This is a genomic window from Geothrix oryzisoli (assembly GCF_022808865.1).
In the GTDB taxonomy this organism is placed as follows: Bacteria; Acidobacteriota; Holophagae; order Holophagales; family Holophagaceae; genus Geothrix; species Geothrix oryzisoli.
The window spans coordinates 992,000-1,007,888 of record NZ_JAKZLB010000001.1 but is presented as its reverse complement, the minus strand read 5'-3'; the positions used below and the strand labels follow the sequence as shown (position 1 = coordinate 1,007,888).

At 68.9% G+C, this 15,889-nt stretch carries 13 protein-coding genes and 1 tRNA gene; 6 read left to right on the top strand and 8 right to left on the bottom strand.

What is annotated here, in order from left to right:
• Window position 1 precedes the first annotated feature (1 nt).
• Window positions 2-1,057 (bottom strand): tartrate dehydrogenase, encoded by a 1,056-nt coding sequence (locus MLE43_RS04565; protein WP_243302283.1) that lies wholly within the window; start codon window positions 1,055-1,057, stop codon window positions 2-4.
• A gap of 149 nt (window positions 1,058-1,206) precedes the next feature.
• Between MLE43_RS04565 and MLE43_RS04560 the strand changes: the two genes are divergently transcribed.
• Window positions 1,207-2,958: an anion permease gene (locus MLE43_RS04560; protein WP_243302282.1), complete on the top strand. Its 1,752-nt coding sequence runs from the start codon at window positions 1,207-1,209 to the stop codon at window positions 2,956-2,958.
• A gap of 64 nt (window positions 2,959-3,022) precedes the next feature.
• Here MLE43_RS04560 and MLE43_RS04555 read toward each other — a convergent pair whose 3' ends face one another.
• On the bottom strand, window positions 3,023-4,360 hold the full coding sequence (locus MLE43_RS04555) for an anaerobic C4-dicarboxylate transporter (protein ID WP_243302281.1): 1,338 nt from the start codon (window positions 4,358-4,360) through the stop codon (window positions 3,023-3,025).
• A 195-nt stretch (window positions 4,361-4,555) separates the two neighbouring features.
• Here MLE43_RS04555 and MLE43_RS04550 point away from each other — a divergent pair, with 195 nt between their 5' ends.
• The 5 genes from MLE43_RS04550 to MLE43_RS04530 are packed head-to-tail and all read left to right on the top strand — an operon-like array spanning window position 4,556 to window position 10,111.
• A complete protein-coding gene (locus MLE43_RS04550; protein WP_243302280.1) occupies window positions 4,556-5,923 on the top strand; it encodes a type I 3-dehydroquinate dehydratase in 1,368 nt (455 codons plus the stop codon).
• A gap of 33 nt (window positions 5,924-5,956) precedes the next feature.
• Window positions 5,957-7,210: a sigma-54-dependent transcriptional regulator gene (locus tag MLE43_RS04545; protein ID WP_243302279.1), complete on the top strand. Its 1,254-nt coding sequence runs from the start codon at window positions 5,957-5,959 to the stop codon at window positions 7,208-7,210.
• Window positions 7,207-8,190, top strand: coding sequence for an AAA family ATPase (locus MLE43_RS04540; protein WP_243302278.1), 984 nt, complete (start codon window positions 7,207-7,209; stop codon window positions 8,188-8,190). Before MLE43_RS04545 ends, MLE43_RS04540 begins: the two co-directional genes overlap by 4 nt.
• On the top strand, window positions 8,187-9,005 hold the full coding sequence (locus tag MLE43_RS04535) for a helix-turn-helix domain-containing protein (RefSeq protein WP_243302277.1): 819 nt from the start codon (window positions 8,187-8,189) through the stop codon (window positions 9,003-9,005). The genes MLE43_RS04540 and MLE43_RS04535 overlap by 4 nt, the downstream gene beginning before the upstream one ends.
• On the top strand, window positions 9,002-10,111 hold the full coding sequence (locus MLE43_RS04530; RefSeq protein WP_243302276.1) for a hypothetical protein: 1,110 nt from the start codon (window positions 9,002-9,004) through the stop codon (window positions 10,109-10,111). The genes MLE43_RS04535 and MLE43_RS04530 overlap by 4 nt, the downstream gene beginning before the upstream one ends.
• A 6-nt stretch (window positions 10,112-10,117) precedes the next feature.
• On the opposite strand, the gene MLE43_RS04525 is transcribed toward MLE43_RS04530, so the two are convergent.
• The 6 genes from MLE43_RS04525 to MLE43_RS04500 all read right to left on the bottom strand — a co-directional run bounded on the left by MLE43_RS04525 (window position 10,118) and on the right by MLE43_RS04500 (window position 15,867).
• Entirely contained in the window at window positions 10,118-10,663 is a 546-nt protein-coding gene (locus MLE43_RS04525; protein WP_243302275.1) for a peroxiredoxin, read from the bottom strand.
• Window positions 10,664-10,832: 169 nt separating this feature from the next.
• A tRNA-Gly gene (locus MLE43_RS04520) sits at window positions 10,833-10,907 on the bottom strand.
• 47 nt (window positions 10,908-10,954) lie between these two features.
• Window positions 10,955-11,671, bottom strand: a complete 717-nt coding sequence (locus MLE43_RS04515; RefSeq protein WP_243302274.1) for an ABC transporter ATP-binding protein — start codon at window positions 11,669-11,671, stop codon at window positions 10,955-10,957.
• An 11-nt stretch (window positions 11,672-11,682) separates the two neighbouring features.
• Complete coding sequence (locus MLE43_RS04510; protein ID WP_243302273.1) at window positions 11,683-13,635, bottom strand: branched-chain amino acid ABC transporter ATP-binding protein/permease; 1,953 nt, start codon at window positions 13,633-13,635, stop codon at window positions 11,683-11,685.
• A 1-nt stretch (window position 13,636) separates the two neighbouring features.
• Window positions 13,637-14,515 carry a branched-chain amino acid ABC transporter permease gene (locus MLE43_RS04505; RefSeq protein WP_243302272.1) on the bottom strand — a complete coding sequence of 293 codons (879 nt, stop codon included), beginning with the start codon at window positions 14,513-14,515 and terminating at the stop codon, window positions 13,637-13,639.
• 74 nt (window positions 14,516-14,589) lie between these two features.
• On the bottom strand, window positions 14,590-15,867 hold the full coding sequence (locus MLE43_RS04500; protein ID WP_243302271.1) for an ABC transporter substrate-binding protein: 1,278 nt from the start codon (window positions 15,865-15,867) through the stop codon (window positions 14,590-14,592).
• Between the last annotated feature and the right edge of the window lie 22 nt (window positions 15,868-15,889).

Here is a 15,889-nt window from a genome sequence, read left to right as displayed (position 1 = left end):
CCTAGACCGCGTCGGCGATGGCCTTGCCCATGTCGGTGGTGCTGGCCTTGCCGCCCATGTCCGGGGTGCGCAGGCCGCTGGCCAGCACCGTCTCGATGGCGGCCACGACCGAGGCGCCCGCTTCGGGGCAGCCCAGGTGGTCGAGCATCATGGCTCCGGCCCAGATCTGGCCGATGGGGTTGGCGATGCCCTTGCCGTAGATGTCCGGCGCCGAGCCGTGGACGGGTTCGAACATGGAGGGGAACTCCCGCTCGGGGTTCAGGTTCGCGCTGGGCGCGATGGCGATGGTGCCCGTGCAGCCGGGGCCCAGGTCCGACAGGATGTCGCCGAAGAGGTTGGACCCCACCACCACGTCGAACCAGTGGGGGTTGCGGACGAAGTGGGCGCAGAGGATGTCGATGTGGAACTGGTCCACCTTCACCTCGGGGTAGTGGCCGCCCATGGCCTTCACACGCTCGTCCCAGTAGGGCATGGTGATGGCGATGCCGTTGGACTTGGTGGCCGAGGTGAGGTGCTTCTTGGGCCGCGACTGGGCCAGGTTGAAGGCGTATTTGAGGATGCGGTCCACGCCCTGGCGGGTGAAGACGGTCTGCTGCACGGCCATCTCCTGGTCGGTGCCTTCGTAGAGCCGGCCGCCGATGCTGGAGTATTCGCCCTCGTTGTTCTCGCGCACCACGATGAAGTCGATGTCGCCTTCCTTGCGGCCCGCGAGCGGGCAGGGCACGCCGGGCATGAGCTTCACAGGACGGACGTTGGCGTACTGCTTGAAAGCCCGCCGGATGGGGATGAGCAGGCCCCAGAGCGACACGTGGTCGGGCACGCCGGGGAACCCCACGGCCCCGAGGAAGATGGCGTCGTGGTGCCGGATGCGGTCCAGGCCGTCCTCGGGCATCATGCGCCCGTGTTCGAGGAAGTACTCGCAACTCCAGGGGAACTCGTCCCACTGGAAATGCAGGTCGTGCTTGGCCGCGGCTGCCTCCAGAACGCGGATGCCTTCGGGTACCACCTCTTTGCCGATGCCATCGCCAGGAATGACCGCGATCCTCAAGTCGCGCATGGGGTGCTCCTGTGAAAAAGATGCAAATGTATCTATTTGATGATGGTATGCGGCTGAAAGAACGCGCAGATACCTCTTCACACTATGCGACTCAGAGGTAGACTACGCACCGAAATTCGACCCCCCTTTCCCACACATGGAGGCTCCTCATGAGCCACGACCCCGTTTCAGGAACGGCCCCGGGCGGAGGCCTGTCCGGTTGGCAGGGCGCCAGGCCCGTTCCGGCCCTGGCCACCCTGGTCCTCGGCCTGATCTTGTACTTCGGACTGCCCCGGCTGGTGTCGGTGCCCGACGCCAAACTCTTCACCGGGCAGCCCCCGGCGCCCAAGCCGGCCGCGGCGGCGCCCGCGAAACCTGCGGCGAAGCCTGCTGCGCCAGCGGCTGCACCCGTCGCTGCTCCGGCTCCCGCCAAACCCATGACCAAGGCCCAGCTGGAGGCCAAGGCGAAGGCGGATGCCGAAGCCAAGGCCAAGGTCGAGGCGGAGGCCAAGACCAAGGCTGAAGCCGAGGCGAAGGTGAAGGCGGAGGCTGACGCCAAGGCCAAGGCAGATGCCGAGGCCAAGCGGAAGGCCGACTGGGTGCGGGGGCTCCACCTCTTCGCCATCTTCGTGAGCACCATCGTGGGGATCATCGTCAAGGCGCTGCCCATGGGCGCGGTGGCCATGATCGGCATCGCGGTCACCGCCCTGTCGGGCACCCTCGGCATCGCGGATTCCATCAGCGGGTTCTCCGATGTGACCATCTGGCTCATCGTCCTGGCCTTCTTCATCTCGCGGGGCTTCATCAAGACGGGGCTCGGCGCCCGCATCGCCTACAACTTCATGGCCCTGCTCGGCAAGCGCACGCTGGGCCTCAGCTACGGCCTGGCGGCCACCGATCTCGTGCTCGCGCCGGCCATCCCCAGCAACACGGCCCGCGGGGGCGGCATCGTCATGCCCATCATGGCTTCGCTGGCCCGAGCCTACGGCAGCAACCCCGGTGACGGGAGCGCCCGCAGGATGGGTTCGTTCCTGACGCTGACGGCCTACCAGGTGAACTGCATCACCAGCGCGATGTTCCTCACGGCCATGGCGGCCAACCCCCTGGCCCAGAAGCTGGCGGGCGACCTCAAGGTGAACATCACCTGGGTGGGCTGGGCGCTGGCGGCCGTGGTGCCGGGGGTCGTCGCGCTGCTGCTGATCCCGTTCATCATCTACCGCCTGCACCGGCCCGAGATCACGGAGACGCCTGAGGCGGTGGAAATGGCCAAGGAGCACTTGCGCGGCCTCGGGCCCGTCAAGCGCCAGGAATGGATGATGCTGGGCGTCTTCGTGCTGCTGCTGGTCCTCTGGATCTTCGCCAAGCAGCTGGGCGACCTCAACGCCACCACCTCCGCCCTGGCGGGCCTGGCCGTGCTGCTGATCACCGGCGTCCTCACCTGGGAGGACATCAAGACCGAGACCGGCGCCTGGGACACCCTGGTGTGGTTCGCGGCCCTGGTGATGATGGCCAGCTTCCTCAACAAGCTGGGCATGGTGCCCTGGTTCAGCAAGTCCATGGGCGGCATGGTGGCGGGCAAGGGCTGGATCGCGGCCTTCCTGGTGCTGGCCCTGGTCTACTTCTACAGCCACTACTTCTTCGCCAGCAACACGGCCCACGTGGCCTCGATGTACGCGGCCTTCCTGGGCGTCTCCATCGTGGCCGGCGCGCCGCCCGTGCTGGCGGCCCTGGTGCTCGCCTTCTTCAGCAACCTCTTCGCCGGCATGACCCACTACGGGACCGGCCCGGCGCCGGTGCTCTTCGGCACCGGCTACGTGGAGCTCGGCACCTGGTGGCGGACGGGGCTCATCGTGAGCGTCGTGAACATCGTCATCTGGGTGGGCCTCGGCGGCCTGTGGTGGAAGGTGCTGGGGCTCTGGTAGGGCCCCTCTTGCAGCCATGAAGAAGCCCCGCCAGCCGGCGGGGCTTCTTCGCAGGGAACGCCGTTCAGGCGAAGATCTTCGACAACCCGAAGGCGACGCAGGTGGAGACGCTGACGCCGATGAGGCCGGGGATCATGAAGCTGTGGTTGAGGAGGTACTTGCCGATCCGCGTGGTGCCGGTGCGGTCCATGTTGATGGCGGCAAGGTCGCTGGGGTAGAAGGCGAAGAAGAAGTAGGCGTAGCTGGCGGGGATCAGGCCCAGCAGCAGGGAGGTGGGCAGGCCCAGGGCGTAGCCGAACGGCAGCATGATGGTGAGCGTGGCGGCCTGGCTCTTCACGAAGGCGGACACGCAGAACATCGCGATGGCGAAGGTCCAGGGGGCCATCTGCACCATGGCCTTGATGTGGGCCACCAGGTAGCCCTCGTTGGCCTTGATGAAGGTCTCGCTCATCCAGGCGATGCCGAAGATGGAGACGACGGCGATCATGCCCGCGATGAAGACGCTGGAGCGGGCGATCTCGGGGGCCTTCACTTCGGTGGCGAACAGGATGAAGGCGCCGAAGGCCAGCATGATGATCTGCACCACCGTGGTCATGGGGACGGGCTTGCCGTTCACCAGGGGCAGCAGGGCGGGCTTGAGGGCGATGAGCACGATGGTGAGCACGCCGGCGAAGAAGAGGCCCACGGAGAGCTTGGCCTTGAAGGGGATCACCTTGTCCAGGGTGGTGACGTCGCCTTCCAGGCCCTTGGCGAAGTCGGGATCCTTCATGCGCTCGAGGAACTCGGGATCCTGATCCAGTTCCTTGCCGCGGTTGAAGCTCCAGGCCGCGGCGGCCAGCACGCCGATGATGCCGGCGGGCAGGGTGATGCGGACGATGTCGAAGAGGCCCACGGGGTGGCCGTTCTTGGCGGCCATGGCCAGGAAGGTGGTGACGGCGGCGGCCACCGGGCTGGCGGTGATGCCCATCTGGGAGGCCACACTGGAGATGGCCATGGGACGCTCGGGCCGGATGCGGGTCTTCAGGGCCACATCGGAGATGACGGGCAGCAGCGCATAGACCGCGTGGCCCGTGCCCACGCAGACCGTGAGGAAGAAGGTGGAGAGCGGCGCCAGGATGGTCACGTATTTGGGGTGGGCCCGGAGCAGCCGTTCCGTCAGCTGCACCAGGTAGTCGAGGCCGCCCGCCACCTGGAGGGTGGCCGAAGCCGTTACCACCGCCAGGATGATGAGCATGACGTCCACCGGCGGGGTGCCGGGGGCCACGCGGAAGAAGAGCACCAGCACGGCCACGCCCAGGCCGCCGATGAGGCCCAGGGCGACGCCGCCCTTGCGGATGCCGATCAGGATCGCGCCGAGGACGAGGATGAATTGGATCCAGAACATGAATGCGGGGGACAGCATGTCTTCTCCTTGAGACCGAGGGTCTTTGGTTTTACAACCCTCGCGGGGCGAGCGTAGCAGACCGACCGGTAATGAATGGTCGCTGTCATCACTTTTTTTAGTTGCTAAACCCCGGCGGGGCCTCCGGAGAACCCTCGCGTGCCCCCCACGCCCGCGCCAGGGCAGGCTAGGATGGCTCTTCGAGAGCCCCTCCCGGTGAACCCCCTTCCATTCCATCTGGTGACCTTGACCCAGGCGACCTGGGGGGAGGCCCTTGCCTGCGCCCGGGGACTGGGCCAGGACGCCCTGCCTGAACTCAGGCTGGACCTCTTCTCTCAGGTGGATCCGGGGAGCCTGGTGGAGGCCCTGGGCAGTCGCTGCCTGGTGACCTGCCGGCGGCGCTCGGAAGGGGGCCGCTGGCCGGACGAGGATGAAGCCGGTCGCATGGCCCATCTGCTCCGGGCCGTGCCGGCGGGTCCCGCCTGGGTGGATCTGGAGTGGGATCTGGCGGTGCCGCCGGAGCTCCAGGCGGTCCGGCCCCGGGTGGGCCTCCTCCGCTCCGTGCATGTGGCCTCCGGGGTCTTCGACCTGGACCAGCGCCTGCGTGCCCTCCCCGACGGCGAGGCCTTCAAGTGGGTGGGGTGGGCCGGGCGCCTGGCCGACAGCGGGCGGCTCCGGCCGATCCTGGCCTCGGCCCGCGCTCGCGGAATCGCCCTCTCCGCCTTCCTCATGGGGCCGAAAGGCCTCGTAAGCCGCGCCATGCAGGCGGCCTGGGGCGGCGCCTTCACCTATGCGGCCCCGGACGACGGCCCCGCAGCGGCCCCGGGCCAGCTCCCGCTGGCCACCCTTCGGGCCTGGCGTTGCGCGCACCTGCGCCGGGAGGACGGACTATGCGGCGTCATCGGGGATCCCGTGCTGCACTCCCGGGGCCCGGCCTTCCATAATCCCCGCTTCCAGCAGGCTTCCAGCCATCTGGTCTACCTCCCGCTGGTGTGCGGGGAGGCGGAGGAGGCCGTGGAGGCCCTGGCGGCGCTCGACGTCCTGGGCCTCAGCATCACCGCGCCGCTCAAGTTGGCCCTGCCGCAGGCCCTCGGGCTGGAGGGACCCCTGAACACCCTGTGGCGCCGGACGCCGGGGGACGCCTGGCAGGGCGCCAACACGGATGCGGAAGCCCTTGGACAGTCCCTGTCGCATCTGGCTCCCGGCCCGGTGCTGCTGCTCGGGGGCGGGGGCGTGGGCCGCACGAGCCGTGAGGTGCTGGAGGCCGCCGGCCGCTCCGTGCTTCAGGTCTCCCGGCGGATGCCGTCCAGCCCTGAGGTTGTGGCGGCCTTCGCGCCGGTGGGCCTGGTGCAGGCCACGAGCCTGGGCATGAGCCCTGAGGATCCGGTCCCCTTCCCGGACCTGCTGGAAGCCGCCCTCCCCACCGCACGCTGGGCTGTGGAGTGGATCTACAAGGAGGACACCGCCTTCGGGGCCTGGGCCCGCCACGCCGGCCTGGAGCTGGTCTCGGGCGCGGCCCTCTTCGACGCCCAGGCCGAGGCGCAGAGCCGGCGGTTCATCCAGGGATGTGGCGGAGCCACCTGACAGCTGATCGCCGACAGCTGATAGCTTCTTTTCATGGACCTCCTTCTCGTCGAGGACAAGGACAGCTTCCGGCGCCTGCTCACCCAGGCGCTGGAGGGCTCGGCCTGGACCGTGCGGGCCGTGGCGGATCCGCAGGAAGCGCTGCGGGCCCTGGAGGCGGCGCCCTCGCATGTCCTGGTGTCGGACCTGCGCCTGCCGGGGATGAGCGGCCTGGAGCTGATCCGGCGGGCCCGCCAGCTGCACCCCACGCTGCGGGTGATTCTGATGTCCGCCTTTGCGGAGCCCCGGGACATCGTGGAAGCCATGCGCCTGGGCGCGGAGGATTTCCTGCCCAAGCCCTTCGATCTGGAGGTCTTTCTGGCCCTGCTCGACCGCCTGCGGGCCTTGGTGGGCGCGCCGCCTCCGGATCCGGCGGAGCCCTGGGTGGCTCACAGTACCGCGATGCAGGTCCTGGATCAGGCCCTCCGGCGGGCCGCGGGCACGGATCTGCCGGTGCTGTTCCTCGGCGAGCGGGGTGCGGGCAAGGGCCGCTGTGCCCGTCGCCTCCACACCCTCCGTCACCCCGGCGCCCCCTACCTCACCCTGGCCGCGGCCACGCTGGGCCCCGAGGGGCCGGACCCGGCCCTCCTCCAGCTGATCCAGGGGGGGAGTCTGTACCTGGCGGGGCTGGAGCATCTGGCGCCGGAGGCGGTGGCGCCCCTGGTCCGGGCCATCGATGCGGCCGGTGCTGGCTTCAGCTGGATGGCCGGACTGGAAGCGGGCGGCGTGCTGCCCACGGACCTGGCCCAGCGCCTGGGCGCGCTCGAACTGCGGGTGCCACCGCTGCGCGAGCGCAGGGAGGATCTGCTGGCCCTGGCCAAGGCACTGCTGGAGCGGAGCGCCCGCCTGGAAGGGCGCCCGGCGCCCTGGCTGGAGCGGCCGGCGGAGCGCCAGCTGCTCGACCGCGCCTGGCCCGGAAACGTGCGGGAACTCGAGGCGCTGCTGAGCCGGACCCTGGGCCAGTCGGATGGGCTCGCCATCCGGACCTTCCCGGACCTGGCCCTGGGGTGCTCGGAACTCCTGAACCTCCCCTGGCCCGAACCGGGTTCCCTGGAGGCCATGGTCAGGGCCGCCTCCCGGGCCGCCGAAACCCAGCTGCTGCGCCGCGCCCTGGCCCAGGCTGGCGGGGACCTCCCCCGGGCGGCCGAGGCGCTGGGTCTCACCGTGCGCAGCTTGGCTCAGCGCTTGCGGGACCAGGGCATCCCTTTGGAAGATAGAGACAGTCCTTTCCCCCGGAAGGCCCCATGACCCAGGATCCAGCCCAGGCCCCCCCCGTCCTCACCCCGCCCGTGCGGTCGCAGGAGGGGGTCCGTCCCGCCGCCCGGGCGGGTCTCGCGGCGCTCCAGGCCGTGGTGGTGGGGAAGGATGCCCAGGTGCGGCGGGCCTTCGCGGCCCTGCTGGCCGGAGGGCACGTGCTGCTCGAGGACCTGCCCGGCGTCGGCAAGACCACCCTGGCCAAGGGGCTGTCCCGCATCCTCGGCGGCAGCTTCCAGCGGGTGCAGGGCACCAACGACCTGCTGCCGTCGGACCTGCTGGGCGTGCATCTCTGGGATGCGAAGGAGCAGGCCTTCCGATTCCAGCCCGGCCCGGTCTTCTGCCAGGTGCTGCTGCTGGACGAGCTGAACCGCATCGGCCCCAAGACCCAGAGCGCCATGCTCGAAGCCATGGTGGAGGGCCAGGTGACGCTGGACCGCAGCACCCACCGGCTGCCGGATCCCTTCTTCGTCATCGCCACCCAGAACCCCCTGGACCACGCGGGCACCTTCCCCCTGCCCGAGAGCCAGCTGGACCGCTTTTCCTGTTCCCTGCACCTGGGCTACCCCGACCGCGAAGCCGAGCGCCGGATCCTGAAAGGGGAGGCGGGCTCGGAGCGCCTGGATGCCCTGCGCCCCGCCCTGGACCTGGATGGCTGGCGGATGGCCCGCGCGGCGGTGCGGGCCGTACGGGTCTCCGAGGCGGTGATGGACTACGCCGAGCGGATGGTGGATCGCATCCGGACCGGCGGCGGCTTCTGCTCCACGCGGGCGGTCAAGCACTGGTTCGGGCTGGCCCAGGCCGAGGCCTGGCTGGAAGGGCGCGACTTCATCACGCCCGATGACCTGCAGGCCACGCTGGCGGACACGATGGCCCATCGCGGTAGCCTGGATGATCGCCGCCTGAGCCGCACCGACCGGCGGGACCAGCTGGCCCGGCTGCTCAAGGACCTGCCCGTGGGATGGACGGGATGAGAGAGGATGAGACCGTAGGCCAGATCCTGCGGGAGGCGCGCGTCGCGAAGGGGCTTTCCCGCGAGATCCTCGCGGTGGAATTGAAGCTGCCGCTGCGCCACATCGAGGCCATCGAAGCCGATGACTGGGCGGCCCTGCCGCCGGGGCGTCCCCGGCCCCTGGCCCGGCAGCTGGCGGAGCGCCTGGGTGTGGACCTGGAGTTCCACACCGGAGCCTTCCAGACCGTGCCCGGGGTGCAGGAGCTGACGCCTCCCGACCCCAGGCAGGAGCGGCTGGAGCGCATCGTCATGGGCCTGCTCACCGCAGCCTCGGTGCTGGTCGCCGCCTGGCTGGTGGTGCCTGGCCCCAGCCTCGGTCAAAAGCCCTCCGCCAGCTACCTGACGGCCCTTCCCAAGGCCGCCCTGCCGCCGCCGGCGGCGCCGTCCACTTCGCCCTATCCCGTGCTGGGCGAGCTGCTGCCGGAGGCTCCCCTCAACGACCAGGGCGTGCTGATCAGCCTGCGGGCCATGGATACCTGCGAGGTGCGCCTGGAGCCTGCGCCGGATTCAGGCGCCACGGCTCAGACCCACACCCTGCGGGTGTCGGAGCCCTGGCGGCTCCGCGCGAAGGGACCGTTCTCCATCAGCCTGGACAATGCGGGGGTGGTGAATGTGGAGGTGGCCGGGGTGCGGATCGCCCATGGCCAGAACGTGGGTGAGGCCTGGACCGGCCGCTTCGATGCCGAGGGCCGTTGGCTCAGGCCGCCCTTGCCGCCGGTCCTGGCGCCGACGGACCCCCAGCCTCCCGATGACGAAGAAGACGGAACCCGGCCATGAGCATCCACCCGATTGTCGAGCGCTTCCTGCAGGGAACCCTGCCTGAACCCATGGGCATGACCCTGGTGGGCGGGAGCCTGCCGATCCCGACCGCGGACCTTCTGCAGGCCTTGGCCCACGCCGTCCTCCGGGAGACGCCCTACGCCGCGAAGGCCCTCGAATGCCTGGGTTCCATGCCCGAGTCCATGCTGGCCGGCGTCCTGCTGGAGCCGGTGGATCCGCCCCAGCCGCTGCAGCTGGTCCTCTGCCACCGGAAGGAGCCGGTCCTGCTGGAGGAGGCCCTGCTCAATCCGTCGCTGACGGCGGAGATCGTGGAGGCCTCGGTCCTCAGCCTGCCGGGCTCCGTGCTGGAGATCGTGCTGAACAACCAGGTGCTGTGGATCGAGCGGCCGAGGATCCTCGACCTGCTGGAAGAGCACCCCGAAGGCGAATACGTCATCAAGCGCCGGGTGAACGAGTACCGGTTCGACGTGCTCCGCCTGATCCCGGAGGAGGTCAAGAAGGAGCGGCTGGAGATCCTCGATGAGGTGCAGGCCGGGCACCTGGACAAGGCCTGGGCCGAGCTGCCCCTGCCGAAGGAGAAGTCCCAGGAGGAGGCCGAAGCGGAGATCGAGTCCGAGGAGATGGCCGCCGAGCGGCGCCTGCTGGCCCAGAAGCCCCTGGTGGATGACCAGGGCCAGGAGATCGTCCTCACCCTCTCCCAGCGGGTGGCGAGGCTCCGGACCAACCAGAAGATCATGCTCGCCATCAAGGGCGGCAAGGAGGAGCGCACCATCCTCATCCGCGAGGCCAACCGCCTCATCCAGGTGAACGTCATGCGGAACGGCCGCATCACGGAAGGCGAGGTGGCCTACATCGCCCAGATGCGCACCGTGAACGACGAGGTGCTGCGGATCATCGCCAGCAACCGCGAGTGGATGAAGAAATACACCATCACCAAGGCCCTGGTCCTGAACCCGCGGACCCCGCTCCCCCTGGCCATGACCCACTTCAAGCGGCTGCTCGAATCCGACATGAAGCTGCTGGTGAAGGATCGTAACGTCGCCGAGCTGCTGCGCCGCGAAGCCAAGCGGTTCCTGGAGATGAAGGCGCAGGGGAAGGGGTAGGGCGGGCTACTTGCCGGTCTGGTCCTTCCACCGCCGCAGGGCCGCCATGGCGTTGGCCACGTGCTGGTCGGGCTTGAGGTCCGTGAAGGCGTGGATGATCCGGCCATCCGGGGCGATGATGTAGGAGGTACGGTTGGCGAGCTGCGGCTTGGCGGCCAGGACAGCGTCGTAGGCCTTCATGATGGCCTGGTCGGAATCCGACAGCACTGCGAACTTGCCCCGGCACTCGCTCACGGAGAATCTGTTGAGCTTGTCGATGTCATCGTGGGACACGCCGACGACTGTGGCGCCGAGTTGCTGAAATGAGCCCACAGCTTCGGCGAACAGGTGGGCCTCGGTGGTGCAGCCGGGGGTGAAGGCCGCCGGATAGAAATAGAGCACCACGGGGCCTTTCTGGAGGGCCGCGGCCAGCGAAAACAAGGAGGCCTGGCCCCCGAGGGAGGCCTGGGCCTGGAAATCCGGGGCCTTGTCCCCGACCTTCAGGGACGCGAAGGCCGGAAGGGTCGCGAGCAGTGGCGCCAGGGCCAGGGTGAGAGCCTTCAGTCGCGCCATCGGAACCTCCGCTTTCGAAACCTGCGGTGCGTTGGATTCCCAGAACCTGCATCCGTGACAGCCGGGAAGGGCCAAGGATCCGGGTCGGCCCGCCTGCCATTCCGCGGCTTCGAACTCCATCTTTTCCTGTCCCCAAAACAGAAGGCCCCCGATCGGGGGCCTTCTGTTTTGGAGCGGGCGACCAGGATTGAACTGGCGACATTCAGCTTGGGAAGCTGACGTTCTACCACTGAACTACGCCCGCGGCAGGGGTCCATCCTAGCGCAAGTGCGGGCCGGGAGCCAACCCCGCTCAGCCCAGGTACGCCGCGATGACGCGTTCGTTCCGTCCCAGTTCCTCGGGGGTGCCTTCGACGGCGATACGGCCGCGCTCCATGACGTAGGCGTAGTCGGCGACTTCGAGGGCGCTCTTGGCGAACTGCTCGACGAGGAGGAGGGTGATGCCTTCCTCCTTGAGGCGGCGGATGGTGCGAAAGACTTCCTGCACGATGACGGGGGCGAGACCCATGGAGGGCTCGTCCAGCAGCATCACCTTGGGTTGGGCCATGAGGGCGCGGCCGATGGCGAGCATCTGCTGCTCGCCGCCGGAGAGGGTGCCGGCCGACTGGCGGGCGCGGTCCTTGAGGCGGGGGAACAGTTCGTAGATGCGATCCAGATCGGCCCGGGCGCTGGCCTTGTACCCCAGGAACTTGGGCAGGCGGCTGTAGGCGCCCAGCAGCAGGTTGTCCTCCACGGACAGGGGGCCGAAGACTTTGCGGCCCTCGGGGGAATGGGCGAGACCCAGCCGGGCGATGCGCGAGGCGTCGAGGCCCTGCACCTCCCTGCCGTCGAGCGTGACGCGGCCGCGGGTGGGCCGGAGCATTCCGGAGACGGCGCGCATGGTGGTGGTCTTGCCGGCGCCGTTGGCCCCGATGAGCGCCACCACAGCGCCTGGCTTCACGGTCAGGGAAGTGCCGACGAGCACCTCGCTGGCCCCGTAGCCTGCATGAAGATCATCCACCACAAGCATGCCGGTCTCCTTCAAGCGGGCTGGGGTTCGGCGTCGCCGGGCCCGGATTGGCTGGCCTGGCCCAGGTAGGCCTCGATCACCTTGGGATGCCGCTTCACCTCGTCGGGGGCCCCTTCGGCGATGACCTTGCCGCCATCGAGCACCGTCACCCGGTCGCAAAGCTCGCTCACCACGTCCATGTGGTGCTCGATGAGGATGATGGTGACGCCCCGGGCGTGGACCCGCTTGATGATCTCGATCTGCTGGACGACGTCGGGATGGGCGAGGCCCGCGGCGGGCTCGTCGAGGATCAGCAGGTCCGGCCGCCGGGCCAGGGCCCGGGCGATCTCCAGGAAGCGCTGGGCGCCGTAGGTGAGGTCCTTCGCCTTGGCCCGCGCCTGCTCCTTCAGGCCGATGAGGTCGAGCAGCGCGAGGGCGTCGGCCTGGGCTCGGCGTTCCTCAGCCCGGGCGAAGCCCAGGAGCACCAGGGGGAGGGGCATCCGGTAGACCCCCTTCAGGGCGACCATCACGTTCTCGATGGCCGTGAGCTCGCTGAAGAGCTGAAGGTTCTGGAAGGTGCGCGCCACGCCCGCCCGGGCCACCCGGTTGAGGCTGCCCTGGGGCAGCTCCGAGCCGCGGAGGGACACGCTTCCCGAGGTGGGGGTGTAGAGGCCGGAGATCACGTTCACCACGGTGCTCTTGCCCGATCCGTTCGGTCCGATGAGGCCGTGGATCGTGCCGGCGCGCACCTGCATGGACAGCCCGTCCACGGCCTTCACGCCGCCGAAGTGCCGCTTCAGGTCCGCCAGGACGAGCAGGGGGGCGTCCCCCTGGGTCCGCGGCGGCAGCACCGCATCCAGGTCCGAAGGCGCCGGCAGGGGTGCGGGGGGCACCCGGAACAGCTTGGCCAGGAAGAGGGCCAGGAACCCCATGAGGCCTTCGGGCAGGCCCACCACCACGGAGAACAGCATCAGGGCGAAGATGCCCTTGCGCCAATCCTCGGTGTTCTCCACGAAGAAGCCGCCGACGGCCAGGATGCCCATGGCCACGACGGGGGCGAGGGCCTGGAACGGGCGGGTGGATTTCTTCGCCAGCCCGCGCAGGCCCGCCGCCAGGGCGACCGCGAAGCCCGTTCCGCTGAAGATGTGGAAGAGCAGGGAATTGGACAGCAGGTTGGGCAGCAGGACCACCACGGTGGCCCCCACGAAGGCGCCCCAGAGGCTCTTCCGCCCTCCCAGCACCACGCCCAGCAGGAGGATGATCATCAATTCGTAGACGAAGCTCTGGGGCTGGAGGTACTGGAAGTTGAAGGCGTAGAGGCCGCCCGCGAGCCCGCCGAGGCCCGAGCCCAGGGAGAAGGCGGCGACCTTGTGGTAGTAGGTACCCACGCCCATGGCGTCCGTGGCGATGGGGCTGTCCCGCAGCGCCTCGAAGGCCCGGCCCCACTGGGAGGACAGCAGGTTGCGCATGACCATCCAGACCAGGGCCAACAGCGCCATGCACAGCCAGTAGAAGATCGGCGGCGTGAGGGTGTGTCCGAACAGCGCGGGGCGCACGAGGCTGAGGCCCTGGGCGCCGCCGGTGAGGCCCTCCAGCTCGTTCAGCGCCGTGGTGCTGAGCGCCGCGAAGCTGAGGGTGGCCAGGGCGAACTGCGGGCCTTCGAGGCGCAGGGCGGGCAGGGCGAGCAGCGCGCCGAGGACCAGGCCCACGATCATGGCCGCCGCCAGCGCCGGCACCATGCCGAGGCCGAACCGGGTGACGGCGAGGCCGGCGGCATAGGCTCCCAGGCCGAGGAAGGCCACATGGCCGAGGTTCACCTGGCCCAGATAGCCCACCGTGACGTCCAGCCCGATGAGGAGGATGCCGTAGATCGCCAGCAAGGTCAGGAGGCCCAGGGCATAGGGGTTCACGACCAGCAGGGGGATGGTGGCGAGGAAGGCGAAGACGACAAGCTCGGCGCCGCGGAGGAGGAGGATGCGGCGCATGTCACACCTTCCGGATGACGGCTTTGCCGAAGACGCCGGTGGGGCGCACGGCCAAGGCGAGAATCAGCAGCGTGAGGCCGGGGGCTTCCCGCCAGCCGCTGCCCAGGTAGAAGCTCGCCAGGCTCTCCAGGGCGCCGAGGGCCATGCCGATGAGCACGACCCCGAATCCCGAGTCCAGCCCCGCCACCACGGCCACGGAGAAGGCCTTGAGGATGAGGGCGGAGGCCATGGTGGGGCCCACGGTGGTGATGGGCGAGACGAGGATGCCCGCGAGGGCCGCGACGGCCCCGGACAGGGCGTAGGAGAGCATCACGGTGCGCGTGGCGGAGATGCCCATGAGCTCGGCGGCATCGCGATCGGCCGACACCGCTTCGAAGGCCTTCCCCAACAGCGTGCGGCGCTTGAACAGTTCGATGAGGCCCATGATGGCGAAGACGCCCACGGCCACGGAGAGCTCCAGCCGGGTGACGTCCACGCCGAACACGCGGATGGGATCGGCGGAGATGGGCGTGGGGAAGGGCCGATCGTCGCGCCCCCAGATGTTCTCGGCGGCCGAGAACAGGAAGAGGCCCATGATGATCGAGAGCAGGATCCAGCCTTCGCTCTTCTGCTCAAGCGCGAGCCGGACCCCCGCCCGCTCGATGATCAGGCCCATCAGGGCGCCGAAGAGCAGGCCTCCCGGCACCATCAGCCAGTAGGGCAGGCCGAGGTTGGTGAGGGTGAGGCAGAAGAAGGCGGACACCATCACCAGCTCGCCCTGGCCGAAGTTGATGCTCTTGCTGGTGGCGTAGGTGAGCTGGAAGCCGTAGGCGATGAGGGCGTACACCAGGCCCATGAGGGCGCCGCTGACGGCCATTTGTCCGATGATCAGAGCGTTCATACCGGATCTTCCTGGGGAAGGGCGGAAAAGCCGGGGGGCCGAAGCCCCCCGGTGCGGCGACGGTGTCGGGAAGGCTACTTGGTTTTGCCCTTGCCGGGTTTGGCGGCCGGCTTCGCGGCGGGCTTGGCGGGAGTCCCGGTGGCTTCCTTGATGAGGCGGGCCTTGTCGGCGGCATTGCCGAAGACCACGCGGCCGTCCTGCACCATGCCCATCACGACCTGCTCGCGGCGGAAGGCCTCATGGGTGGTCACATCCGCCGGATTCCACTTGGTGTAGGGGTGGTTCCAGGTCGCGATGACGCCCTTCACGGGTTCCTTCAGGTCCTCCAGGGCCGCCTTGATCTTGTGCGTGTCCGTGGAACCGGCCTGCTTCACCGCCGCGGCGAAGATCAGGACGGCGTCATAGCCCTGGGCCGCGGCCACGGCCGAGGGGATGCGGTCCACCTTGTAGGTCTTGTGGTAGCCGTCGATGAAGGCCTTCGCCTTGGGCGTGATGGGCTCCTCGATGAAGGTCTGGGGCATGAGGGTGCCGTTGCCGTTCTTGCCGGCATTGTCGATGTAGTTGGACATGGAGAGCGTCCAGCCGCCGATGAGGGGGGCCTTCATGCCGATCTTGGCCATGCCGTTGGACACGGCGGCCAGCTCGGGGCCGATGGCCCAGATCAGGACGGCCTGGGCACCGGCGGCCTTGGCCCGTAGCAGCTGGGCGGTCATGTCCTTGTCGCCGATGTTGAACTTCTCCTGGGCCACCACCTGGAGCTTGTTTCCCTGCAGCTTGATCTGGTTCAGGATGTCATCGCGGCCGGAGACGCCGTAGTTGGTGGAATCGAAGACCACGGCCACCTTGGTGAACTTGCGGTTGATGGCCTCCTCGACCACCATGGCGGCCTGGATGCCGTCATGGGCGGCGAAGCGGAAGATGGAGAGGTCCTTCACGCCGGCCTTGCTCCACTGGGTCATGGAGGCGGAGCCCGCGGCGGGGCAGATGATCTTGGTGACGCCCTTCTCCTGGAGGTGCTTGTCGCCCGCCATGCAGACGCCTGTGTTCACGGTGCCGATGACGCCAGAGAGGTCGTTCATGGCGGCCAGTTCCTGGGCGATGAGGGCGCCGCGCTCGTTCTTGGCCTCGTCATCGCGCTCGATGGCCTCGATCTTCATCTTCTTGCCGCCCACCTGGATGCCGCCCGCGGCATTGATCTCCGCGATGGCCAGCTTGGCGCCGTCGCGCGTGGAGGCGCCCATGGGGGCGGAGCCGCCGGTGAACGGGCCGGTGATGGCGAGCTTGACCGTGTCCCCGGCGTGAAGGCCGAGGGCCGCCAGCAGGAGAGAACCGTAGAGAGTCTGCCTGAGCATCGTATCCCCCGTGGTGAGATGG

Excerpts from the sequence above, each read along its gene's own strand:
- MLE43_RS04565 (WP_243302283.1), bottom strand. The coding sequence starts at position 1,057 with ATGCGCGACTTGAGGATCGCGGTCATTCCTGGCGATGGCATCGGCAAA.
- MLE43_RS04560 (WP_243302282.1), top strand. The coding sequence starts at position 1,207 with ATGAGCCACGACCCCGTTTCAGGAACGGCCCCGGGCGGAGGCCTGTCC.
- MLE43_RS04555 (WP_243302281.1), bottom strand. The coding sequence starts at position 4,360 with ATGCTGTCCCCCGCATTCATGTTCTGGATCCAATTCATCCTCGTCCTC.
- MLE43_RS04545 (WP_243302279.1), top strand. The coding sequence starts at position 5,957 with ATGGACCTCCTTCTCGTCGAGGACAAGGACAGCTTCCGGCGCCTGCTC.
- MLE43_RS04540 (WP_243302278.1), top strand. The coding sequence starts at position 7,207 with ATGACCCAGGATCCAGCCCAGGCCCCCCCCGTCCTCACCCCGCCCGTG.
- MLE43_RS04535 (WP_243302277.1), top strand. The coding sequence starts at position 8,187 with ATGAGAGAGGATGAGACCGTAGGCCAGATCCTGCGGGAGGCGCGCGTC.
- MLE43_RS04530 (WP_243302276.1), top strand. The coding sequence starts at position 9,002 with ATGAGCATCCACCCGATTGTCGAGCGCTTCCTGCAGGGAACCCTGCCT.
- MLE43_RS04525 (WP_243302275.1), bottom strand. The coding sequence starts at position 10,663 with ATGGCGCGACTGAAGGCTCTCACCCTGGCCCTGGCGCCACTGCTCGCG.
- MLE43_RS04515 (WP_243302274.1), bottom strand. The coding sequence starts at position 11,671 with ATGCTTGTGGTGGATGATCTTCATGCAGGCTACGGGGCCAGCGAGGTG.
- MLE43_RS04510 (WP_243302273.1), bottom strand. The coding sequence starts at position 13,635 with ATGCGCCGCATCCTCCTCCTCCGCGGCGCCGAGCTTGTCGTCTTCGCC.
- MLE43_RS04505 (WP_243302272.1), bottom strand. The coding sequence starts at position 14,515 with ATGAACGCTCTGATCATCGGACAAATGGCCGTCAGCGGCGCCCTCATG.
- MLE43_RS04500 (WP_243302271.1), bottom strand. The coding sequence starts at position 15,867 with ATGCTCAGGCAGACTCTCTACGGTTCTCTCCTGCTGGCGGCCCTCGGC.